This window comes from Streptomyces sp. NPDC048269 (assembly GCF_040652395.1).
In the GTDB taxonomy this organism is placed as follows: Bacteria; Actinomycetota; Actinomycetes; order Streptomycetales; family Streptomycetaceae; genus Streptomyces.
The window spans coordinates 1-14,587 of record NZ_JBEZLW010000079.1 but is presented as its reverse complement, the minus strand read 5'-3'; the positions used below and the strand labels follow the sequence as shown (position 1 = coordinate 14,587).

Annotated in this window: 12 protein-coding genes and 1 pseudogene; 5 read left to right on the top strand and 8 right to left on the bottom strand. The window is 70.4% G+C overall.

The features are described from left to right. Positions 1–373 precede the first annotated feature (373 nt). Entirely contained in the window at positions 374–1,789 is a 1,416-nt protein-coding gene (locus AB0D48_RS36100; protein ID WP_362407138.1) for an alpha/beta fold hydrolase, read from the top strand. 306 nt (positions 1,790–2,095) lie between these two features. Here the strand turns inward: AB0D48_RS36100 and AB0D48_RS36095 are convergent, their stop codons facing one another. Further along, positions 2,096–2,494: a VOC family protein gene (locus AB0D48_RS36095; protein ID WP_362407144.1), complete on the bottom strand. Its 399-nt coding sequence runs from the start codon at positions 2,492–2,494 to the stop codon at positions 2,096–2,098. Between the two features lie 457 nt (positions 2,495–2,951). Here AB0D48_RS36095 and AB0D48_RS36090 point away from each other — a divergent pair, with 457 nt between their 5' ends. Further along, on the top strand, positions 2,952–4,496 hold the full coding sequence (locus tag AB0D48_RS36090) for an FAD-dependent oxidoreductase (protein WP_362407135.1): 1,545 nt from the start codon (positions 2,952–2,954) through the stop codon (positions 4,494–4,496). Between the two features lie 417 nt (positions 4,497–4,913). Here AB0D48_RS36090 and AB0D48_RS36085 read toward each other — a convergent pair whose 3' ends face one another. The 4 genes from AB0D48_RS36085 to AB0D48_RS36070 all read right to left on the bottom strand — a co-directional run bounded on the left by AB0D48_RS36085 (position 4,914) and on the right by AB0D48_RS36070 (position 8,596). Further along, the gene (locus tag AB0D48_RS36085; protein WP_362407132.1) at positions 4,914–5,087 is read right to left on the bottom strand and encodes a CsbD family protein; all 174 of its coding nucleotides are present in this window, start codon (positions 5,085–5,087) and stop codon (positions 4,914–4,916) included. A gap of 419 nt (positions 5,088–5,506) precedes the next feature. Then, positions 5,507–5,839 carry an MTH938/NDUFAF3 family protein gene (locus tag AB0D48_RS36080; protein ID WP_362407129.1) on the bottom strand — a complete coding sequence of 111 codons (333 nt, stop codon included), beginning with the start codon at positions 5,837–5,839 and terminating at the stop codon, positions 5,507–5,509. A gap of 328 nt (positions 5,840–6,167) precedes the next feature. Further along, complete coding sequence (locus AB0D48_RS36075; protein ID WP_362407126.1) at positions 6,168–6,545, bottom strand: VOC family protein; 378 nt, start codon at positions 6,543–6,545, stop codon at positions 6,168–6,170. 1,775 nt (positions 6,546–8,320) lie between these two features. Next, entirely contained in the window at positions 8,321–8,596 is a 276-nt protein-coding gene (locus tag AB0D48_RS36070; protein WP_362407123.1) for an isoamylase early set domain-containing protein, read from the bottom strand. A gap of 1,218 nt (positions 8,597–9,814) precedes the next feature. On the opposite strand from AB0D48_RS36070, the gene AB0D48_RS36065 reads away from it, so the two are divergent. Then, the gene (locus AB0D48_RS36065; RefSeq protein ID WP_362407120.1) at positions 9,815–10,315 is read left to right on the top strand and encodes a hypothetical protein; all 501 of its coding nucleotides are present in this window, start codon (positions 9,815–9,817) and stop codon (positions 10,313–10,315) included. 493 nt (positions 10,316–10,808) lie between these two features. On the opposite strand, the gene AB0D48_RS36060 is transcribed toward AB0D48_RS36065, so the two are convergent. Further along, complete coding sequence (locus AB0D48_RS36060; RefSeq protein ID WP_362407117.1) at positions 10,809–11,141, bottom strand: helicase associated domain-containing protein; 333 nt, start codon at positions 11,139–11,141, stop codon at positions 10,809–10,811. Between the two features lie 212 nt (positions 11,142–11,353). Between AB0D48_RS36060 and AB0D48_RS36055 the strand changes: the two genes are divergently transcribed. Next, a complete protein-coding gene (locus tag AB0D48_RS36055; RefSeq protein WP_362407141.1) occupies positions 11,354–11,524 on the top strand; it encodes an excalibur calcium-binding domain-containing protein in 171 nt (56 codons plus the stop codon). A 497-nt stretch (positions 11,525–12,021) separates the two neighbouring features. Here the strand turns inward: AB0D48_RS36055 and AB0D48_RS36050 are convergent, their stop codons facing one another. Both AB0D48_RS36050 and AB0D48_RS36045 read right to left on the bottom strand, forming a co-directional pair. Next, positions 12,022–12,663 (bottom strand): leucine-rich repeat domain-containing protein, encoded by a 642-nt coding sequence (locus AB0D48_RS36050; protein WP_362407113.1) that lies wholly within the window; start codon positions 12,661–12,663, stop codon positions 12,022–12,024. A 215-nt stretch (positions 12,664–12,878) separates the two neighbouring features. Further along, a pseudogene (locus AB0D48_RS36045) lies at positions 12,879–13,393 on the bottom strand (hypothetical protein). A gap of 688 nt (positions 13,394–14,081) precedes the next feature. On the opposite strand from AB0D48_RS36045, the gene AB0D48_RS36040 reads away from it, so the two are divergent. Next, on the top strand, positions 14,082–14,498 hold the full coding sequence (locus AB0D48_RS36040) for a DUF2255 family protein (protein WP_362407110.1): 417 nt from the start codon (positions 14,082–14,084) through the stop codon (positions 14,496–14,498). Positions 14,499–14,587 lie beyond the last annotated feature (89 nt).

Here is a 14,587-nt window from a genome sequence, read left to right as displayed (position 1 = left end):
TAAGGGCTTGCAGAGAATTAACGTGCGTGTTTCAGCTCTTGACAGGCCAGCTCATGCAGGGTGTTCGATCGCAGGTTATCTCTGCAAGCCCTAAGGGCTGTCCCGTAATCCCCGGCGGGCGCACGACGCCGGCTACGGCACCTCGCCGCGTTGTCGGAACGCCCGAATGTGCCCAGTACGGGGGCGCCCCTCCGCCTTGCGATGCACCGCATCCGACGCCGTGCGCCGACCCACCGGGGATTACGGGACAGCCCTCAGCGGTGCCGCAGCTCGGGCGGTTGGGGCATCCAGGCACTGCGTGAAGGGCCATTCGGGGGAACAGCGGGTGTCGCGCACAGGACGGCCGCGGGTGCGGCTCCTACGTTCGGCTGCCATGACGTACGCACCGAGCGATCCCGCCTCCGGCCCCACCCGTCGCACCACGCTTGCCGGGCTCGTCGGCGGGGCCGGGGCCGTGCTGGCCGCCGGGTGCACGCCGTCGGGGGCTTCGCCCGCGAATGCGCCCGCACCCGCTCCCTCGGAGTCGGCCTCCGGCCCCGCGGGGGGACCCACGCCCGGGGTGATGACCCTCTTCAAGGACCCGGCGTTCAACTTCAACGGGCTCCTGGCGCTCGGCGGGTCCGCATTCGGCGCCGCCGAGGTGGGCGAGGTGCTCACCGCCGTGAACGCGATCAACAAGGCCGGCCTCTCGGCCCAGACGTACACCGATACCTTCAGGAGACTCGGCGATCAGCTCATGGGGCCGCCCCAGGGCCTCGCGCCAGACCGGGAGACCACGCGCTTCCGCGCCCTGCGAGCCGCGCAGTATTACGGCCAGGCGCTGTTCTTCGTCCTGGGCTCTGACGATCCGGGCAGGGAGGAGCAGCTGTACAAGGCCGGGCGCGGCGCCTGGGACAAGTTCTGCGGACTGTGCGACCCGGCGCCGGTGACGGCGAAGGTCCCGTACGGGAAGACGCCGCTGCCGGTGTGGTTCTTCCGGCCGGACAGCTCGGGCGAGCGGCGCCCCACCGTGATCCTCACGAACGGCAGCGACGGGCAGAACGTCGACATGTGGACCTACGGCGTCCCGACCGCTCTGGCGCGTGGCTGGAACGCCCTGGTGTACGAGGGGCCGGGCCAGGGGCAGGTGCTCTTCGACGACCAGGTGGTCTTCACACCGCGTTGGGAGACCGTCGTGACCCCGCTCGTCGACTGGCTGGTCGCCCGCTCGGACGTGGACACGGACAGGATCGCCTTGACCGGGCTGAGCATGGGCGGGAACCTGGCGCCCCGGGCCGCGGCCTTCGAGAACAGGATCGCCGCTCTGGTGGCGATGCCCGGCTGCTTGTCGCCATGGCTCGGCTTCCCCCCGGAGCTGCGGAAGATCGTCACCTCGGACAAGGAGGAGACGAACACGATCTGGAACAAGGAGGTCGTCCCCGAGCTGCCCCCGGACGCGGCAGCGACGATCAAGAAGCGCATCGAGCCCTTCTCCGTGCCCGCGATGCTCGACGCCCGCAAGGGCAAGATGTTCACCGACTTCTGGACTCCCGCCAAACTGATCGAATCGATGGACATCACGAACGTCGTCGGCCGCATCAAGGTGCCCACGCTGGTCCTCGACTACGACTACGAGCAGTTCTATCCCGGCCAGCCGCGCCAGATGTTCGACAAGCTGAAGGCTCCCTTCAGGGACTTGGGGAAGTTCACTGCGGCCACCGGCGCGCAGCTGCACTGCTCCCCGATGGCCCCGCAGCAGCACTGCGGTGTCGTCTTCGACTGGCTGCAGGAGCAGCTTCCCGGCAGCTGACGCAGGCGACTCCGGGTACCGGACGCCCCGATGGTCCGCATCAGCGTGCCCCGGCGATCCGGTGGGACCGGCGCACGCCAACGCCGGCCGCCTTGACGCCGTCCATCGTCGCTGTCGCTGTCGCTGTCGCCGTCGCTGTCACTGTCACCGGCACCGACCGGACCGGGGTCGAAGGGCGGGCGGATCGTCTCCTGGCGCGGGTCCGCATGGACGTGGACGCCAACGCACACGCGGAAGGGGGCACCGCCCAGGCACGGGCCCCCCTTCCGTGTTCTCGGCCGCAGACGGACCGCGCTGCTACACCACCTACGCTGGCGCGTCACCAGCCTGCTCACGCAGCGCCAGCCACTCCTGGAGCTCGATCAGATTCCCTTCCGGGTCCTCCAGGTAGGCGACCCGCATCCGGTCACCCATCGGGCCCGGATCCCGGGTGAACTCCGCCCCCCGCGAGGTGATTTCGGCGTGGGCGGCGGCCAGGTCGTCCACCCGCAGCACCACCAACGCGCGGTATCCCTCCGGCTCCGCCCCCAACCGTCCCAGCACGCCGCCCATCTGCGCCCGGTCCTGCAGTGCGATCGCGGCGTGTCCGGTATCGGGGCTGAGCTTGGCGTACGGGCCGCTTTCGGCCTCGAACTGCGGCTCGAGCCCGAGCACGTCCCGGTAGAAGCGGTACACAGCAGGGAAGCCGGACACCAACAGGCGTATCTGGGTGAGTTCCGTACCGACTTCTAGCCCGCTCTCGGCTCCGGCTCCGGCTCGATCGCGACACGCCCAGCTTTGGCGGCACCGGCGCGGCTTCACCCTCCACCGCGATCTCCTCCGCCCGGCCGCGGCGGCCGACGTCACTTTCCGTACCGGGGCATCTGTCGTCGTCGGGCCGCTTGCACCGACAGGGCCATTGACGGGGCGGCGTCTTGCGCCACCCCGCTGAGGCTCAAGCGGCTGCGCATGGACGTCGTGGCGCAGGACGTGTCCGGTTCGGGCAGGGCCCTGGCTGCGGCCGCCGGGTGACCGCGTGGCGGTCGGAGTCGCTGTTCATCGATCATGCTGAGGTCCCGCTTCCCGTCCCTCCTCGCGGGGCCGGTCCCTTGACATTGCGGCGCTATTGTGGCTGGTCAGGGCGGCGGGAGAGCCCTTTTGACCATCCGTCATAGTGAGCGCCATGGACTATGACGTAGTAGTGGCCGGAGGCGGCCCGGTCGGACTGATGCTGGCCTGCGAGCTCCGGCTCGGAGGCGCGCGGGTGGCCGTCTTGGAGCGCCGCACCGAAATGGACCCGACGATCAAGGGCGGGGCGATCACCACGCCCGGCGCCGAAGCGCTCTACCGCCGGGGCATGCTGCCCGCCCTGGCCGAGGTGCAGCGTCAGGCGATGGACCGCTTCCGGGCGTTCATACGTGAGCGGAACGGCGGGGACGGAGGCGGGGCCGCAGGCCAAGGGCTCGGGTTCGTCGGGCACTTCGCCGGGATCATGCTGCGCGCCGACCTGGTCGACCGTACGGAGCCGGGTTTCGGCGACGCCGGACCGGCCGCCGAAATCAGTCTCGTTGCGCAGCAGGACATCGAGCGGCTGCTCGGCGGGCGGGCGGACGAGCTCGGCGTCGACGTGCGCCGGGGGGTGGAGCTGACCGGCTTCGACGCGGACGACGAGGCCGTCACCGTGCGGACGAGCGACGGGGCGATACGCGCCGGCTGGCTCGTGGGCTGCGACGGCGGCCGCAGCACGGTCCGCAAGCTTGCTGGGTTCGAATTTCCCGGTACGGACCCGGAGATCACCTGTCACCAGGCGGTCGTGGAGATGACCGGCGCCGAGAACCTGAAGGTCGGCTGGACCGCCACGGACACCGGGGTGTACGCCCACGGGCCGATGCCGGGCCGCATCGTCACCGTGGAGTTGGACGGCCCGCCGGCCGACCGTGACGCGCCGGTCACCACCGAGGACCTCCAGGCGCGGCTGCGCCGCGTATCCGGCGTGGACGTCACGATCACCGAGGTGCGGACCGCGACCCGCTTCACCGACCACGCCCGCCAGGTCACCGACTACCGCAAGGGCCGGGTGCTGCTGGCGGGCGACGCGGCGCACGTGCACTCCGCGTTCGGGAGCCAGGGGCTGAGCCTGGGAATCGGGGACGCGATGAACCTCGGATGGAAGCTCGCCGCGGTGATCGGCGGCCGGGCGCCGGAAGGGCTGCTGGACACCTACACCTCCGAACGGCACCCCGTCGGCGCGTGGGTCCTGGACTGGACCCGGTCCCAGGTCGCGGCCATGCGCCCGGACCCGCAGTCCCGGGCCCTGCGCGAGATCGTCAGCGACCTGGCGGGGACGGCCGTGGGCACCACGTACCTCACCGCGCGGCTCAACGGTGCCGGCGTGCGGTACGAGCTGCCGGGCGGGCACCGGTTGACTGGCCGCAGTGCCCCGGACCTCGAACTCGCCGACGGCCGCCGCCTCGCCGACCACCTCCACGGCGGCCGGGCGCTCCTGCTCGACCTCACCGACGACCCGGAGCTCCGGGCCCTCGCCGCGGGGTACGCCGGCCGCGTCGACACCTTGACGGCCGGTTGCCCGTCCCGCCCGGAACTCGCGGCGGTCCTCGTCCGTCCGGACGGCTTCACGGCCTGGGCGGCCGACGCGGGGGCGCCGACGCCGACGGCCGGGCTGGCGGAGGCGCTGGAGGAGTGGTTCGGGGCGCCGGAAGGGCGGTGACGCCGGGCTGTTCCGCCGCTCCGGGTGGAGCAGCGGCGTGAACCGTGCCCACTGCCCGCGTCGTCCGTGGTCTTCCACGGTAGTCCGGGAAGCCTGCCACCGGGCATCGTGGGAGCCGCGCCGGGCGGCCGGCAGAACTGCTGCGCCCCAGCCCTCGGTGAGGCCGTCCCGGACGCAACACCCTGTCCCTCTCACGGGCGACCCCGACTGCAGTGACGGGCCGAGGAGTCGTGGCCGGCCCGCGCACCCGCCATCCGTCCGCACTCGTCCGGTCGCGGCTGCGCACGACGACGGCACAGATGCGCTGCCCCTGTAGGCGGGGACCCGCCGGATGCGTGGCCCCGGTCGAACGCGGCAGGGCCCCGACCTGGGGGAGTAGGTCGGGGCCCGGCTTGTCAGCGGCTGTTGGCCGCGCGGTCAGTGGCGGAAGGCGTCCTTGACGTCTTCCTTGGCGTGGCGGGCCTTGCCCTTGGCCTGGTCGGCGCGGCCTTCGGCGGTCATGCGTTCGTTGCCGATCGCGCGGCCGACGGTCTCCTTGGCCTTGCCCTTGACCTGCTCGGTCTGGGCCTTGCTCTTCTCCGTGCCCGACATCGGGACCTCCTCGTGATGTACCGGATTGGTCGTGACCGCTCTTCTGCTCACACTCGCCGCCCGTAAACGCGCCAGTGTGGTCCGACCGACTGCCCGGGCGGCCGTCCGGCTGCTACTGCGGGGTGGTCTTCGTCGGGTTCACCGGCCCGAATCCGAGCGCCGCTGAGAGGAGTTTTCGCGTGACTGCATGGTCTGGGCCGCGGCGACCTCACTGCGGCGCAGCGGTCGCCGTCCGTTTCGGTCCCCGGCACCCAGGTGGAGGGAGCAGGTGCCAGCCGTCTGGACCGTTGCCGGAGCAGGTGCCAGCCGTCTGGACCGTTGCCGGAGCCGGAGCCGGAGCCGGAGCCGGAGCCGGAGCCGGAGTCGGAGTCGGAGTCGGAGCCGATAGTGGCGGCGGTGACGGTGCAGTGCGCTCGGCCTCAGCAGGTCGAGTGGAAGAGGCCGCCCACGGGCCGGGTCCCGGCAGTGAGGGTGTTGTAGAACTCGACGGCTGCCGGGGTTTCGGCTACATGCGCTTCTGCCCCGGCCTCCCGGAGCAGTTCCAGGGTCGATGGGGCGATCTGCAGTCGTCGCTCCATGCCGAGGCTGAGGACGATGACCTCGGCGCCTCGCTTGAGGAGCTCCTGTACGCCGCCCGGATACAGGACGAAGTCCTTGCCCGGGGTGATGCCTTCGACCTCCATCAGGCCCCACTTCAGGCGGATGATCCTCGGGGAGCGCAACGAGCTGGTCGGGTGAGAAACGTCGCTCATGCGTACCAGCATCGCAGCCGCGATGATCACGTGAGCTGGAGGCCCTGAGAGCTGCGCACAAGGCTGCGGGGTGCGGGGTGTTGCTGGCCGCACGGGGACACGGATCTGGGAATTGCCGGCTTCGCCGCGCGGGCCCTGGCCGACGCCCCGGTGAACACGACACATCCGCGCATCAGTGAACCCAGGACGGCTGCGGCCGCCCAGCGGTACTCCTCCTCTGCCGCGAGCAGTGTTGCCGGTTGCAGCACTAGGGTCTGTCCGGTGGATCATGCCGCGGCCGCTGGGGGCACCGCAGGCCGCGGCGTGACCGATGAACCTCGGACGAGCGTCAGAGCGGCTTGATGCGGGCCTTGAGCAGGCAGAACTCGTTGCCCTCCGGGTCGGCCAGGACATGCCACTGCTCGTCCCCGGTCTGGCCGATGTCGGCCCGGCGGGCACCGAGCTTCAGGAGGCGTTCGAGCTCCTCGTCCTGGTCGCGGTCGGTGGGGTTGACGTCGATGTGCAGCCGGGACTTCCCCGGCACCGGCTCGTCCCGGACGCTGAAGAAGATCGTGGGCTGCGAACCGCCGAACCCTTCCGGCGTTCCGATCTCCACGCAGCCCTCCTCGCGGCCGACCACGACGTAGCCGAGGACCTCGCACCAGAACTGCGCCAACAGCTCGGGGTCGCGGCAACCGAGCACAAGCTCACCGATACGACATGCCATAAGGAAACCTGCTCTCAGTCGGCGGGGCGCCGGGGCCACGCGCGCAGCTAATGGGCTCTCAGCAGCGAAAACAACTCCGCGACCGTACCGGACGAGGCAAGCATGGGAAAGATTCTCTCCGTCCACAACGAGCTGTTCGCTTCGGTCAGGACAACCACCAGCCTCCGCCCCCCTGGGAGAATTCCCGCCCAGCCCGGCCGGCTCACCCCTGCCCGAGTCCGGCGCGGGTTTCGGAACCTCGGCGCTCACCTGCCCTGTCCGGCCCGTGCGCCGAAACCGATGGTGGCTGCGGCGACTGAGCGGTCTCACGTGCCCGCACTGCGCGGCGGGACCGTCGGACGATCAGGCCCGCACCATTGCCGCGGCCGGAGACCACCTCACGGTGACGTGGCACCTCCTGTCCTGCCTGAACTAGGCGGCCGACCGTGTCCTGGCGAGAGGGGGACAGGACTCTCCGCGGCGTGGGGGTAGCCGTGACGTCCTGGACACGGTCCTGGCCCGCCCGGAGCTGGTGGCGGAGATCAGCGCTGACCGGGCCGTCGACCGAGGCGGCGTCTTCCGCCACCACCGCGCTTCAAGTGCCTGCGCCTGAGCCTGGACGTGACGGTGGAGGACGTGCCCCGGTTCGGGGCGGGCCGACCGCAGCGGCTGCCGGTTGAGCGCGGCGGTGGCGTTGGCCGGAGCCGCGCTCTGCGCAACTGGACGTACGAGTGCCAGCACGGGTCGCTGCGGGGGTGAGCGGTGAGTTCGAGACTTGAGTCCCCACCAGGTCTCGGATCGCCTCGGCCAGCCTCGCTGGGACTCGCCACCGCTCTGCGGCGGGATTTGCCGCATGCTCCGCTGCGTGCTACGGCGTCGTGCCTGACTTCCGTCAGGCAGTGCCGTTCCGGGCCTTCCCCTGCTGCACGGGTCACTCAGACTCGCCCGGCTCCCGAAGCTGCCGGCCCGCATCCTGGTCGTCCTGCTCCACACGGCCTGGTCGGTACTGCTATTCGACCGTCTGCCCTGGCCGGAACACGAGCCGCACTTCAGAAGCCTCGCCCGTGGCCTGCGGTGAGGGACAGCCAATGGTGATGACATGACGACAGCGCCAGGCACTCCTGCGGGCACAGGGCCGGGCACGCCTGCCGGACCGGCCGGTCCTGGCCCCGTCACTGCCGGTCCGGCGGGCATGGACCCGCGCGCCCGGGTGATGATCGAGCACATCGTGCAGGCGGTCCGGCGGTGACGAGGCGGTCAGTCATCCGCACCCTGTTGGCCGATCTGGCCGCCGTCGCGGACACCGCCGCCCTGCTGTACCTGCGCGAGCGGTGCGGCTGTACACGCCGCGTTGAGGTGCAGCGCTCAGGGACGGCGGAAAAGTCGTCGCCGTTCACCGGATGCCGGATGCCGCTCCACGACAAGCCCGGGCGGCGGGGCACTTCACAGCCCCGGGGTGAGCCACTGCCGCTCCACCACCTCGTAGACCGGCGCATCGGATGCCTGCCAGAACTCCTTGGCCAGCCGGGCGAAGCCGGCCCGCTCCGGAGGAAAATCGGTTTCTGGTCCATAGCCGAGTACGACGAACCCGGCCGCCCGATGTGGCGGTACGTGGCCGTTCCGTCATGCGCCCGACGGACCTCTGGCAGGTATCCGGGGTGTGACGACGGCCCCGCCGCCCTGGCGCGGTAGCGGGGCCGTCACGTGGATTCCGAGCCGTCGGGGGTGGGTCGGCGGGCAAGTGCCGCCGCCCCCAACGCCCTTGGCCCCTTCCCACGTCACGCTGGTGGAGCCGATCAGGTGTGCAGGCGGCTGTTGGGGCCTTCCCGGTCGCCGGCGCTCTCGTCGTTGAACCAGTAGTCCCCGGCGGCCAGATACCGGAACGAGTGTGTGCTCTCGGATGGCAGCTCGACCGTGACGGCCCGCTTGCCGTCCTTGCGCGGGTGCAGGGTGTGGACGCCGGGCTGCCAGTCGTTGAAGTCGCCCACCACGCTGACCGGGCCGGGCGGGGTGTCGGCGGGGAGGATGAAGGTGACCTCGGTGCGGTCGTTGCGCAGCGTGCGCTCCAGCATGGGGATCGACTCCTGACGGCGTGAGCGGATGGGGTGCAGGGGTGCGCCCATCCTCCGCACCGGGCCGCGAGCCCGCATTCCGACGCATCCGCACCCGACCGCAGGCATCACCCTCTCGCCACGATGTGTAGCGGAAATGATGCGCGTTGTGACGTTGCGTGTCAGCTTGATCGGGAGGACTCCGCACCCCTCACATCAAGGAGTCGCCGTCATGGGCGGTATGAAGGACAGTCGCCGGGAGCCGGGCAAGGGCGGTCGCGAGGAAGACCTGCGCCGCGCCGAGCACGACCTGCATGGCAACTGCCTTTGACCAGGACGTCAGCGAGGTGTTCCGCCCCTCGCCGCAGCGATTCCCACGTGACCGAGGTGGCTGGAGAGGTCCCACCACACATCGTTCGATCGGTTTCGAGAAGGAGTGGTATGCGCCCCGAGAACAAGACCACGTCAACGCTTGGCCCGCTGCCGAGGAGCAGTTGGCGCAAGGGCGGCACGCTCGCATCGCTTGCCCTGGTGATGATGGGAGTCGCCAGCCCCGCCATCGCCGTGGCTCAGAGCGTTCAGGCGGCCGAGCGGGTGAACGCGGCGAGCCCCACGGGTGAGAACCCCTGCGACCCGAATGGGCATCACCACGGTCCGGACCACAACCCGGACCACAACCCGGACCACAACCCGGACCACAACCCGGACCAGGGTCCCGACCAGGGGCCGGGCTACAACCCGGACCAGGGTCCGTACGACGGCCCGAGGGCAGCGGACGAGGCCGGGCCCAACGGTGACGACAGGTGCGAGGAGGGCAGGCCGGGTCCGACAGGGCCGACGGGTGCCACCGGCGCTACGGGTGCGGACGGCGCTACGGGTGCTACGGGCGCCACGGGCGCCACGGGTGCGGACGGTGCGACGGGCGCTACGGGTGCGGACGGCGTAGACGGTGCGACGGGTGCCACGGGCGCTACGGGTGCCACCGGTGCTACGGGTGCGGACGGTGCGGACGGTGCGGACGGTGCGACGGGCGCTACGGGCGCTACGGGTGCGACGGGCGCTACCGGTACGGATGGCGCGGACGGCGCGGACGGCGCGGACGGTGCCACGGGTGCCACCGGTGCTACGGGTGCTACGGGTGCTACGGGTGCTACGGGCGCGACGGGTGCGACGGGTGCTACCGGTGCGAACGGTGAGGACGGTGCGGACGGTGCCACCGGTGCGACGGGCGCTACCGGTGTGAACGGCGCGGACGGTGCCACGGGTGCCACGGGTGCCACGGGTGCCACGGGTGCTACGGGTGCCACCGGTGCCACCGGTGCGACGGGTGCCACGGGCGCTACCGGTGCCACCGGTCCCTGCAATGAAATCGACAGCATCGCGCCGTCGATCTCCGAGTCGTTCAGTGCTGCTCTTTCGGGCGGCATCGCCTACGCCGGCCGCGCGACCACGACCGGAGGGACGCCTGTCTGGCAGGACCTCACGAACGCGGACAACCCGGGATTCCCCGTCGGCACGGCCTGCGGCATCTCGATCCTCGACCAGGGCAACAACGCCTACATCCAGGTCCTGACCACGGACGGCAAGGTCTACCAGACACACGGCGACACCAACGGCTCCAACTTCATCTGGGACGAGGGGTGGATCGAACTGACTCCCGCCCCGACCCCCGGAACCCTCCGGGGGAAGGAGTTCAAGGGAGACCTGATGCGCGGAGCCTCCCGGAACCGCCTCCCCTAGGGAGTGTCTTTCCGATCACCGGACCGTTGGTTCGGTCGTGAGGGAAGCCGAGTCATCTGATGCCGCGTGGGCGGTGATCGCGCCGCTGTCGCCGCCCGTGGTCCGGGCTCGGGGGCGGTGGCGGGGTCACCGCCAGGTGCTGGAAGGCACCGGGTTGAAGTTCCGCACGGTGTGCCTGGCGGGACCTGACCGACCGGTTCGGACCAGCGGGCGAAACGTCCACGGACGTTTCGCCCGCTGGTCCGTCGACGGCACTTCGACCGTCTCCTGGCCGCCGCCCAGAGCCGGGCGGACGTGGACTCCGGCCCGCGCAGCCCACCACTGACCTGTGAGCTGGGCGCGAGAGGCCGCCTCCACCGTCCCGGGGTGCCCGCGTTGCCGTCGACCTCGCAGACGACCAGCTCGTCGCCCTGCGCGGCCTGCCTCCTTGCGAACGTATGGAAGAACACGCTGAAGGCTCGGGCACGTTGCCCACCCGGGGGATACCTCGACCTCAGCCGCACCTACCCCTGTCCGGCTCCGCTCCTGGATCTCTACGCCCACCGCATCCCGATGACAGCTGCTCCACCCGCTCCGGGGCCAGTGTCGCGGCGCTGGAGCGCTGGTTGCCGATCCAGGACCCGAGCCTGATGTCCTGCTCCTGGCCCTCGCCGTCGACCGGGATCGTCTCGACGTGCTTGAGGGGTACCCGCAGGTGCCCTTCACGCTCGAAGAACTGGACGGCGGCGGCGAGGTGCATCGCCCACGTGTCGGCCTGCGTCCGACGCGGCTTCAGCTTCTTCTCCTCCTCGGCGGCCTCGTGCCGAGGACCTGCTCCAGCATCCACTGCTGGACGCCGGTGAGCTTGTCCCAGCCGCCTCGCTGCGCCGGTACCCATCGTGCTCGTGGCCACTCCTACGCCGCCGCCGGCTTCGGCCGCCGTCCCCGCCCCCGCGCCGACGCCGCCGGACGTCCCCCAGGATCCCCCGAACCGGCAGCGCCCCCGGCTGCTGACGGCGGCAAGACGGAGACCTCCGACCGCGCTCCGGCAGTCCGGGGATCCTTGTCATCAGGCGCGGCGGCTCGATCACCGCGGGAGACAGAGGCGGCACCCTCTCCTACCGGAACTGCACTGCCGTCAGGGATGCGGGAGCGGCTCCGATTCGCCGCGGAGACGCCGGAGACGGAAGCCACCTCGACCGTGATGGCGACGGCGTCGCCTGCGAGTGACCTCGCGCACCGTGCGCGGGCACGACCGGCCGCGGCGGCGCGCCCACGATGCGGGCCGTGGCCGGTGGCACCCGCTGCCGGCCACGCCCCTGCGGTGGCACCCGCTGCGGAAGCTGCCGTCGGTTACTACGACATCACGCTGGCGAACCTGCCTGAGTTCATGGAGATCATCGGACTCAAGCGGATCCGGGTTCCGCCCCGCGAGACCTCTCTGCCGTGCGTGCGGCAACCGGCAGCATCACGGACCCGGATCCGGATCAGGAGGCGGTCCGCGCCGCGATGACGCACCGCCAGCCCCGCTGAAGGCCTATGCGGCTACGGCTTCTGCTGGGACGGCGTGGACTCGGTGTGGTTGGCGGTCATGTCGAGCAGGAGTGGCTTTGTTCATCTCCAGCGACAGCGTTTGTCGACGAGTTTCAGCGGCGTTCAGTGATCAACTCGTTCGTGCTTGTTCACGAGAAATAGCGGCCTTGTCGCGAGAGGTGGTGTCGTCTCTGTCACGTGAGGACGACGCACCCCCGTCGCTCCAGCTCGCTGAGGAGCGGTAGGGAGGGATCGACTTCGTTCCAACGTAGATCCAGCTTTTCCAGCGATGGCATCTGGGCGAGCCAGTCGGGCAGCTGGCCGAGGCGGTTGCTCCGCAGGTCGATCTGACGCAGTCGCGGGAGGTCGGCCAGTGACTCAGGCACCCTGGCAAGGTAGTTCTCGCGTAGGTCCAGGTGGCGTAGTTCGTGCAGTTCAGCGGCCGACGATGGCAAGTGCTGGATCGCGTTCCCGCGGAGCCACAGCTCACGCAGGCTGCGCAGCTGGCCGATGGCATCGGGCACGGTGGTGAGCCGGTTGTGCTGCGCCCTGAACTCGATGAGGCTGCTCATCCCACCGATGGTCTCCGGCAGGGTGGTGAGGGAGTTCTCGCCGACGTTGAGGTAACGCAACCGGGTCAGGTTTCCCAGAGAGTCCGGAAGCCGTGTCAGCTGGTTGTCGTGCAGGTAGAGGCAGCCGCTGAGCTCGGTCAGCTTGCCGAGTTCTTCGGGGACTGACGTCAGTGCGTTGTGGCCCAGGTCCAGGGTGTTCAGCTGGTGAAGCTGCCAGATTTCCGGCGGTAGGGCCGTCAGTCCGTTGTCCGCGAGGATCAGCACGTGGAGCTTGGTCTGATGCCAGACCGACTCGGGTACCTCTCCGAGCCCTTGACGCCACAAGTTCAGTGTGTGCCTCACTGCCATCCCCCTTGGTCAACACTCCTGGGCTCCGATTGTCGTCCGGGACTTCGGGACCGGCAGACAGTTAGGACAAGATCAACCAGTCTTGGTGTGTTCGGCTCGGGCGCTGGGCCCTGGCAAGGACCCCAGCGACTTCAAAACTCGTGAACATCCCCCGCCCGTGGATCCGGGCGCCTTCCACACCCATGAACAACTGACTTCACAACCCGTGAACAAAGCCACAGGAGCATGGCGTCGTGGTCGGGGGTGCCGGGCTGGGCAGTGTAGATGCCCATGCGGTGGCCGGGGGTGCCTTCGAGGGCCATGCCCTGGAAGTCGAGGGTGATCTTGCCGACCTGGGAGTGCTGGAAGGTCTTGGCGGTGATCTTGCGGCCGGTGACGTCGTAGCGCTCCCACAGTCCGGCGAAGTCGGGGCTCTTCAAGAGGAGCTCCCCGACGAGCTGCGTGAGATCGGGTGCGTCGGGGTCGGTGCCGGCGAGAGCGCGTAGGCGAGCCACGCAGTGGCGGATCTGGTTGTCCCAGTCCGGGAAGACCTCGCGGGCGGCGGGGTGGAGGAAGAGGTATCGGCCGAGGTTGCGCTGGATGGGGGGTAGTCCTGGATGCCCGCGTAGAGGGCGAGGCCGCCGGGATTGTGGGCCAGGACGTCCATGCTGCGGCTGACGACGTAGGCCGGGCTCGGGCGCAGCGTCTCCAGCAGCAGTCTCGTGGGGGCGCACCGTGCGGCTGGGGGCGGTGGCGGCCTGGGGTGCGTAGCGGGCGGCGCGGACGGCGAGGTCGCGCAGTTGCTGGTGCTCGGCGTCGTCGAGCTGCAGGGCACGGGCGAGGGCATCGATCACGGCAGGGCTGGGGCGGGTCTCCTTGCCGCGTTCCATGCGGGTGTAGTAGTCGATGCTGACCCCGGCGAGCGTGCCAGTTCCTCGCGGCGCAGCCCGGGGGTGCGGCGTACGCCGGGGCCGGGGGTGAGGCCGGCCGACTGGGGACTCGTCTGGGTGCGGCGGGCGCGCAGGAAGCGTGCCAGTTCGTCGCCGCTGCTGTGCTGCTCGGATGCCATATCGCCAGTGTCTCTCCACCTTCGGTGCGGCATGCGCGTCGAGGGGGGCCCTGTCACACCCCCGCTGGTCACCCCCTGGCACAGCTCGGCCTGCCTGCGGCGGCCGCGAGGGGGCACGGTTGATCGTGTCGCACCGTGCCCCGGCGCCCGCCGACCCGCCCCCCGGGTGGCCTGCCTCCTCTCCGATGGCGTGCCCCTCGCGTGCGGGAAACGGTGGACGTGGCGAACGCCGACACGGCTGGTCAGAGCCTCGGCTCCCGGCCTCGCACAGCGGAAAGGATTGGCGATGACGGACTGGAACAGCACGGCTCTCGAGAAGATCGCCGCGGCTGAGGAGCTGGACCTGGCATCCGAACGGTCCAACGGCACCTTGCGCGACCCGGTGACGATGTGGGTGGTCCGCTCCGGCGACGGGCTGTACGTCCGCTCGGTCAAGGGCACGGGCGGCCCCTGGTACCGGGGAACGCAGTCCCGCCACCAGGGACGCATCGAAGCCGGCGGCGTCCGGCAGGACGTCACCTTCCAACAGGCCACCCCCGACGAGTACCCGGAGGTGGACGCCGCCTACCGGGAGAAGTACGGGCACTACACGAGCATCGTCGAGCACGTCCTGACCGACGGTGCCCGCGCCTCCACCCTGCGCCTCGAACCCCGCGACCGGCCCGGACGCCACTCGCACCGGCGCCCCCTCCGGCTCACCTAGTGTTCTGAGTCAGGAATCCTGTTCAGATAGCTGGCGAGGCGTTCGAGGATCTCGTCCGCGGTCTTGGTCCAGACGTAGGGCTTCGGGTC

Excerpts from the sequence above, each read along its gene's own strand:
- AB0D48_RS36100 (WP_362407138.1), top strand. The coding sequence starts at position 374 with ATGACGTACGCACCGAGCGATCCCGCCTCCGGCCCCACCCGTCGCACC.
- AB0D48_RS36090 (WP_362407135.1), top strand. The coding sequence starts at position 2,952 with ATGGACTATGACGTAGTAGTGGCCGGAGGCGGCCCGGTCGGACTGATG.
- AB0D48_RS36085 (WP_362407132.1), bottom strand. The coding sequence starts at position 5,087 with ATGTCGGGCACGGAGAAGAGCAAGGCCCAGACCGAGCAGGTCAAGGGC.
- AB0D48_RS36080 (WP_362407129.1), bottom strand. The coding sequence starts at position 5,839 with ATGAGCGACGTTTCTCACCCGACCAGCTCGTTGCGCTCCCCGAGGATC.
- AB0D48_RS36075 (WP_362407126.1), bottom strand. The coding sequence starts at position 6,545 with ATGGCATGTCGTATCGGTGAGCTTGTGCTCGGTTGCCGCGACCCCGAG.
- AB0D48_RS36070 (WP_362407123.1), bottom strand. The coding sequence starts at position 8,596 with ATGCTGGAGCGCACGCTGCGCAACGACCGCACCGAGGTCACCTTCATC.
- AB0D48_RS36040 (WP_362407110.1), top strand. The coding sequence starts at position 14,082 with ATGACGGACTGGAACAGCACGGCTCTCGAGAAGATCGCCGCGGCTGAG.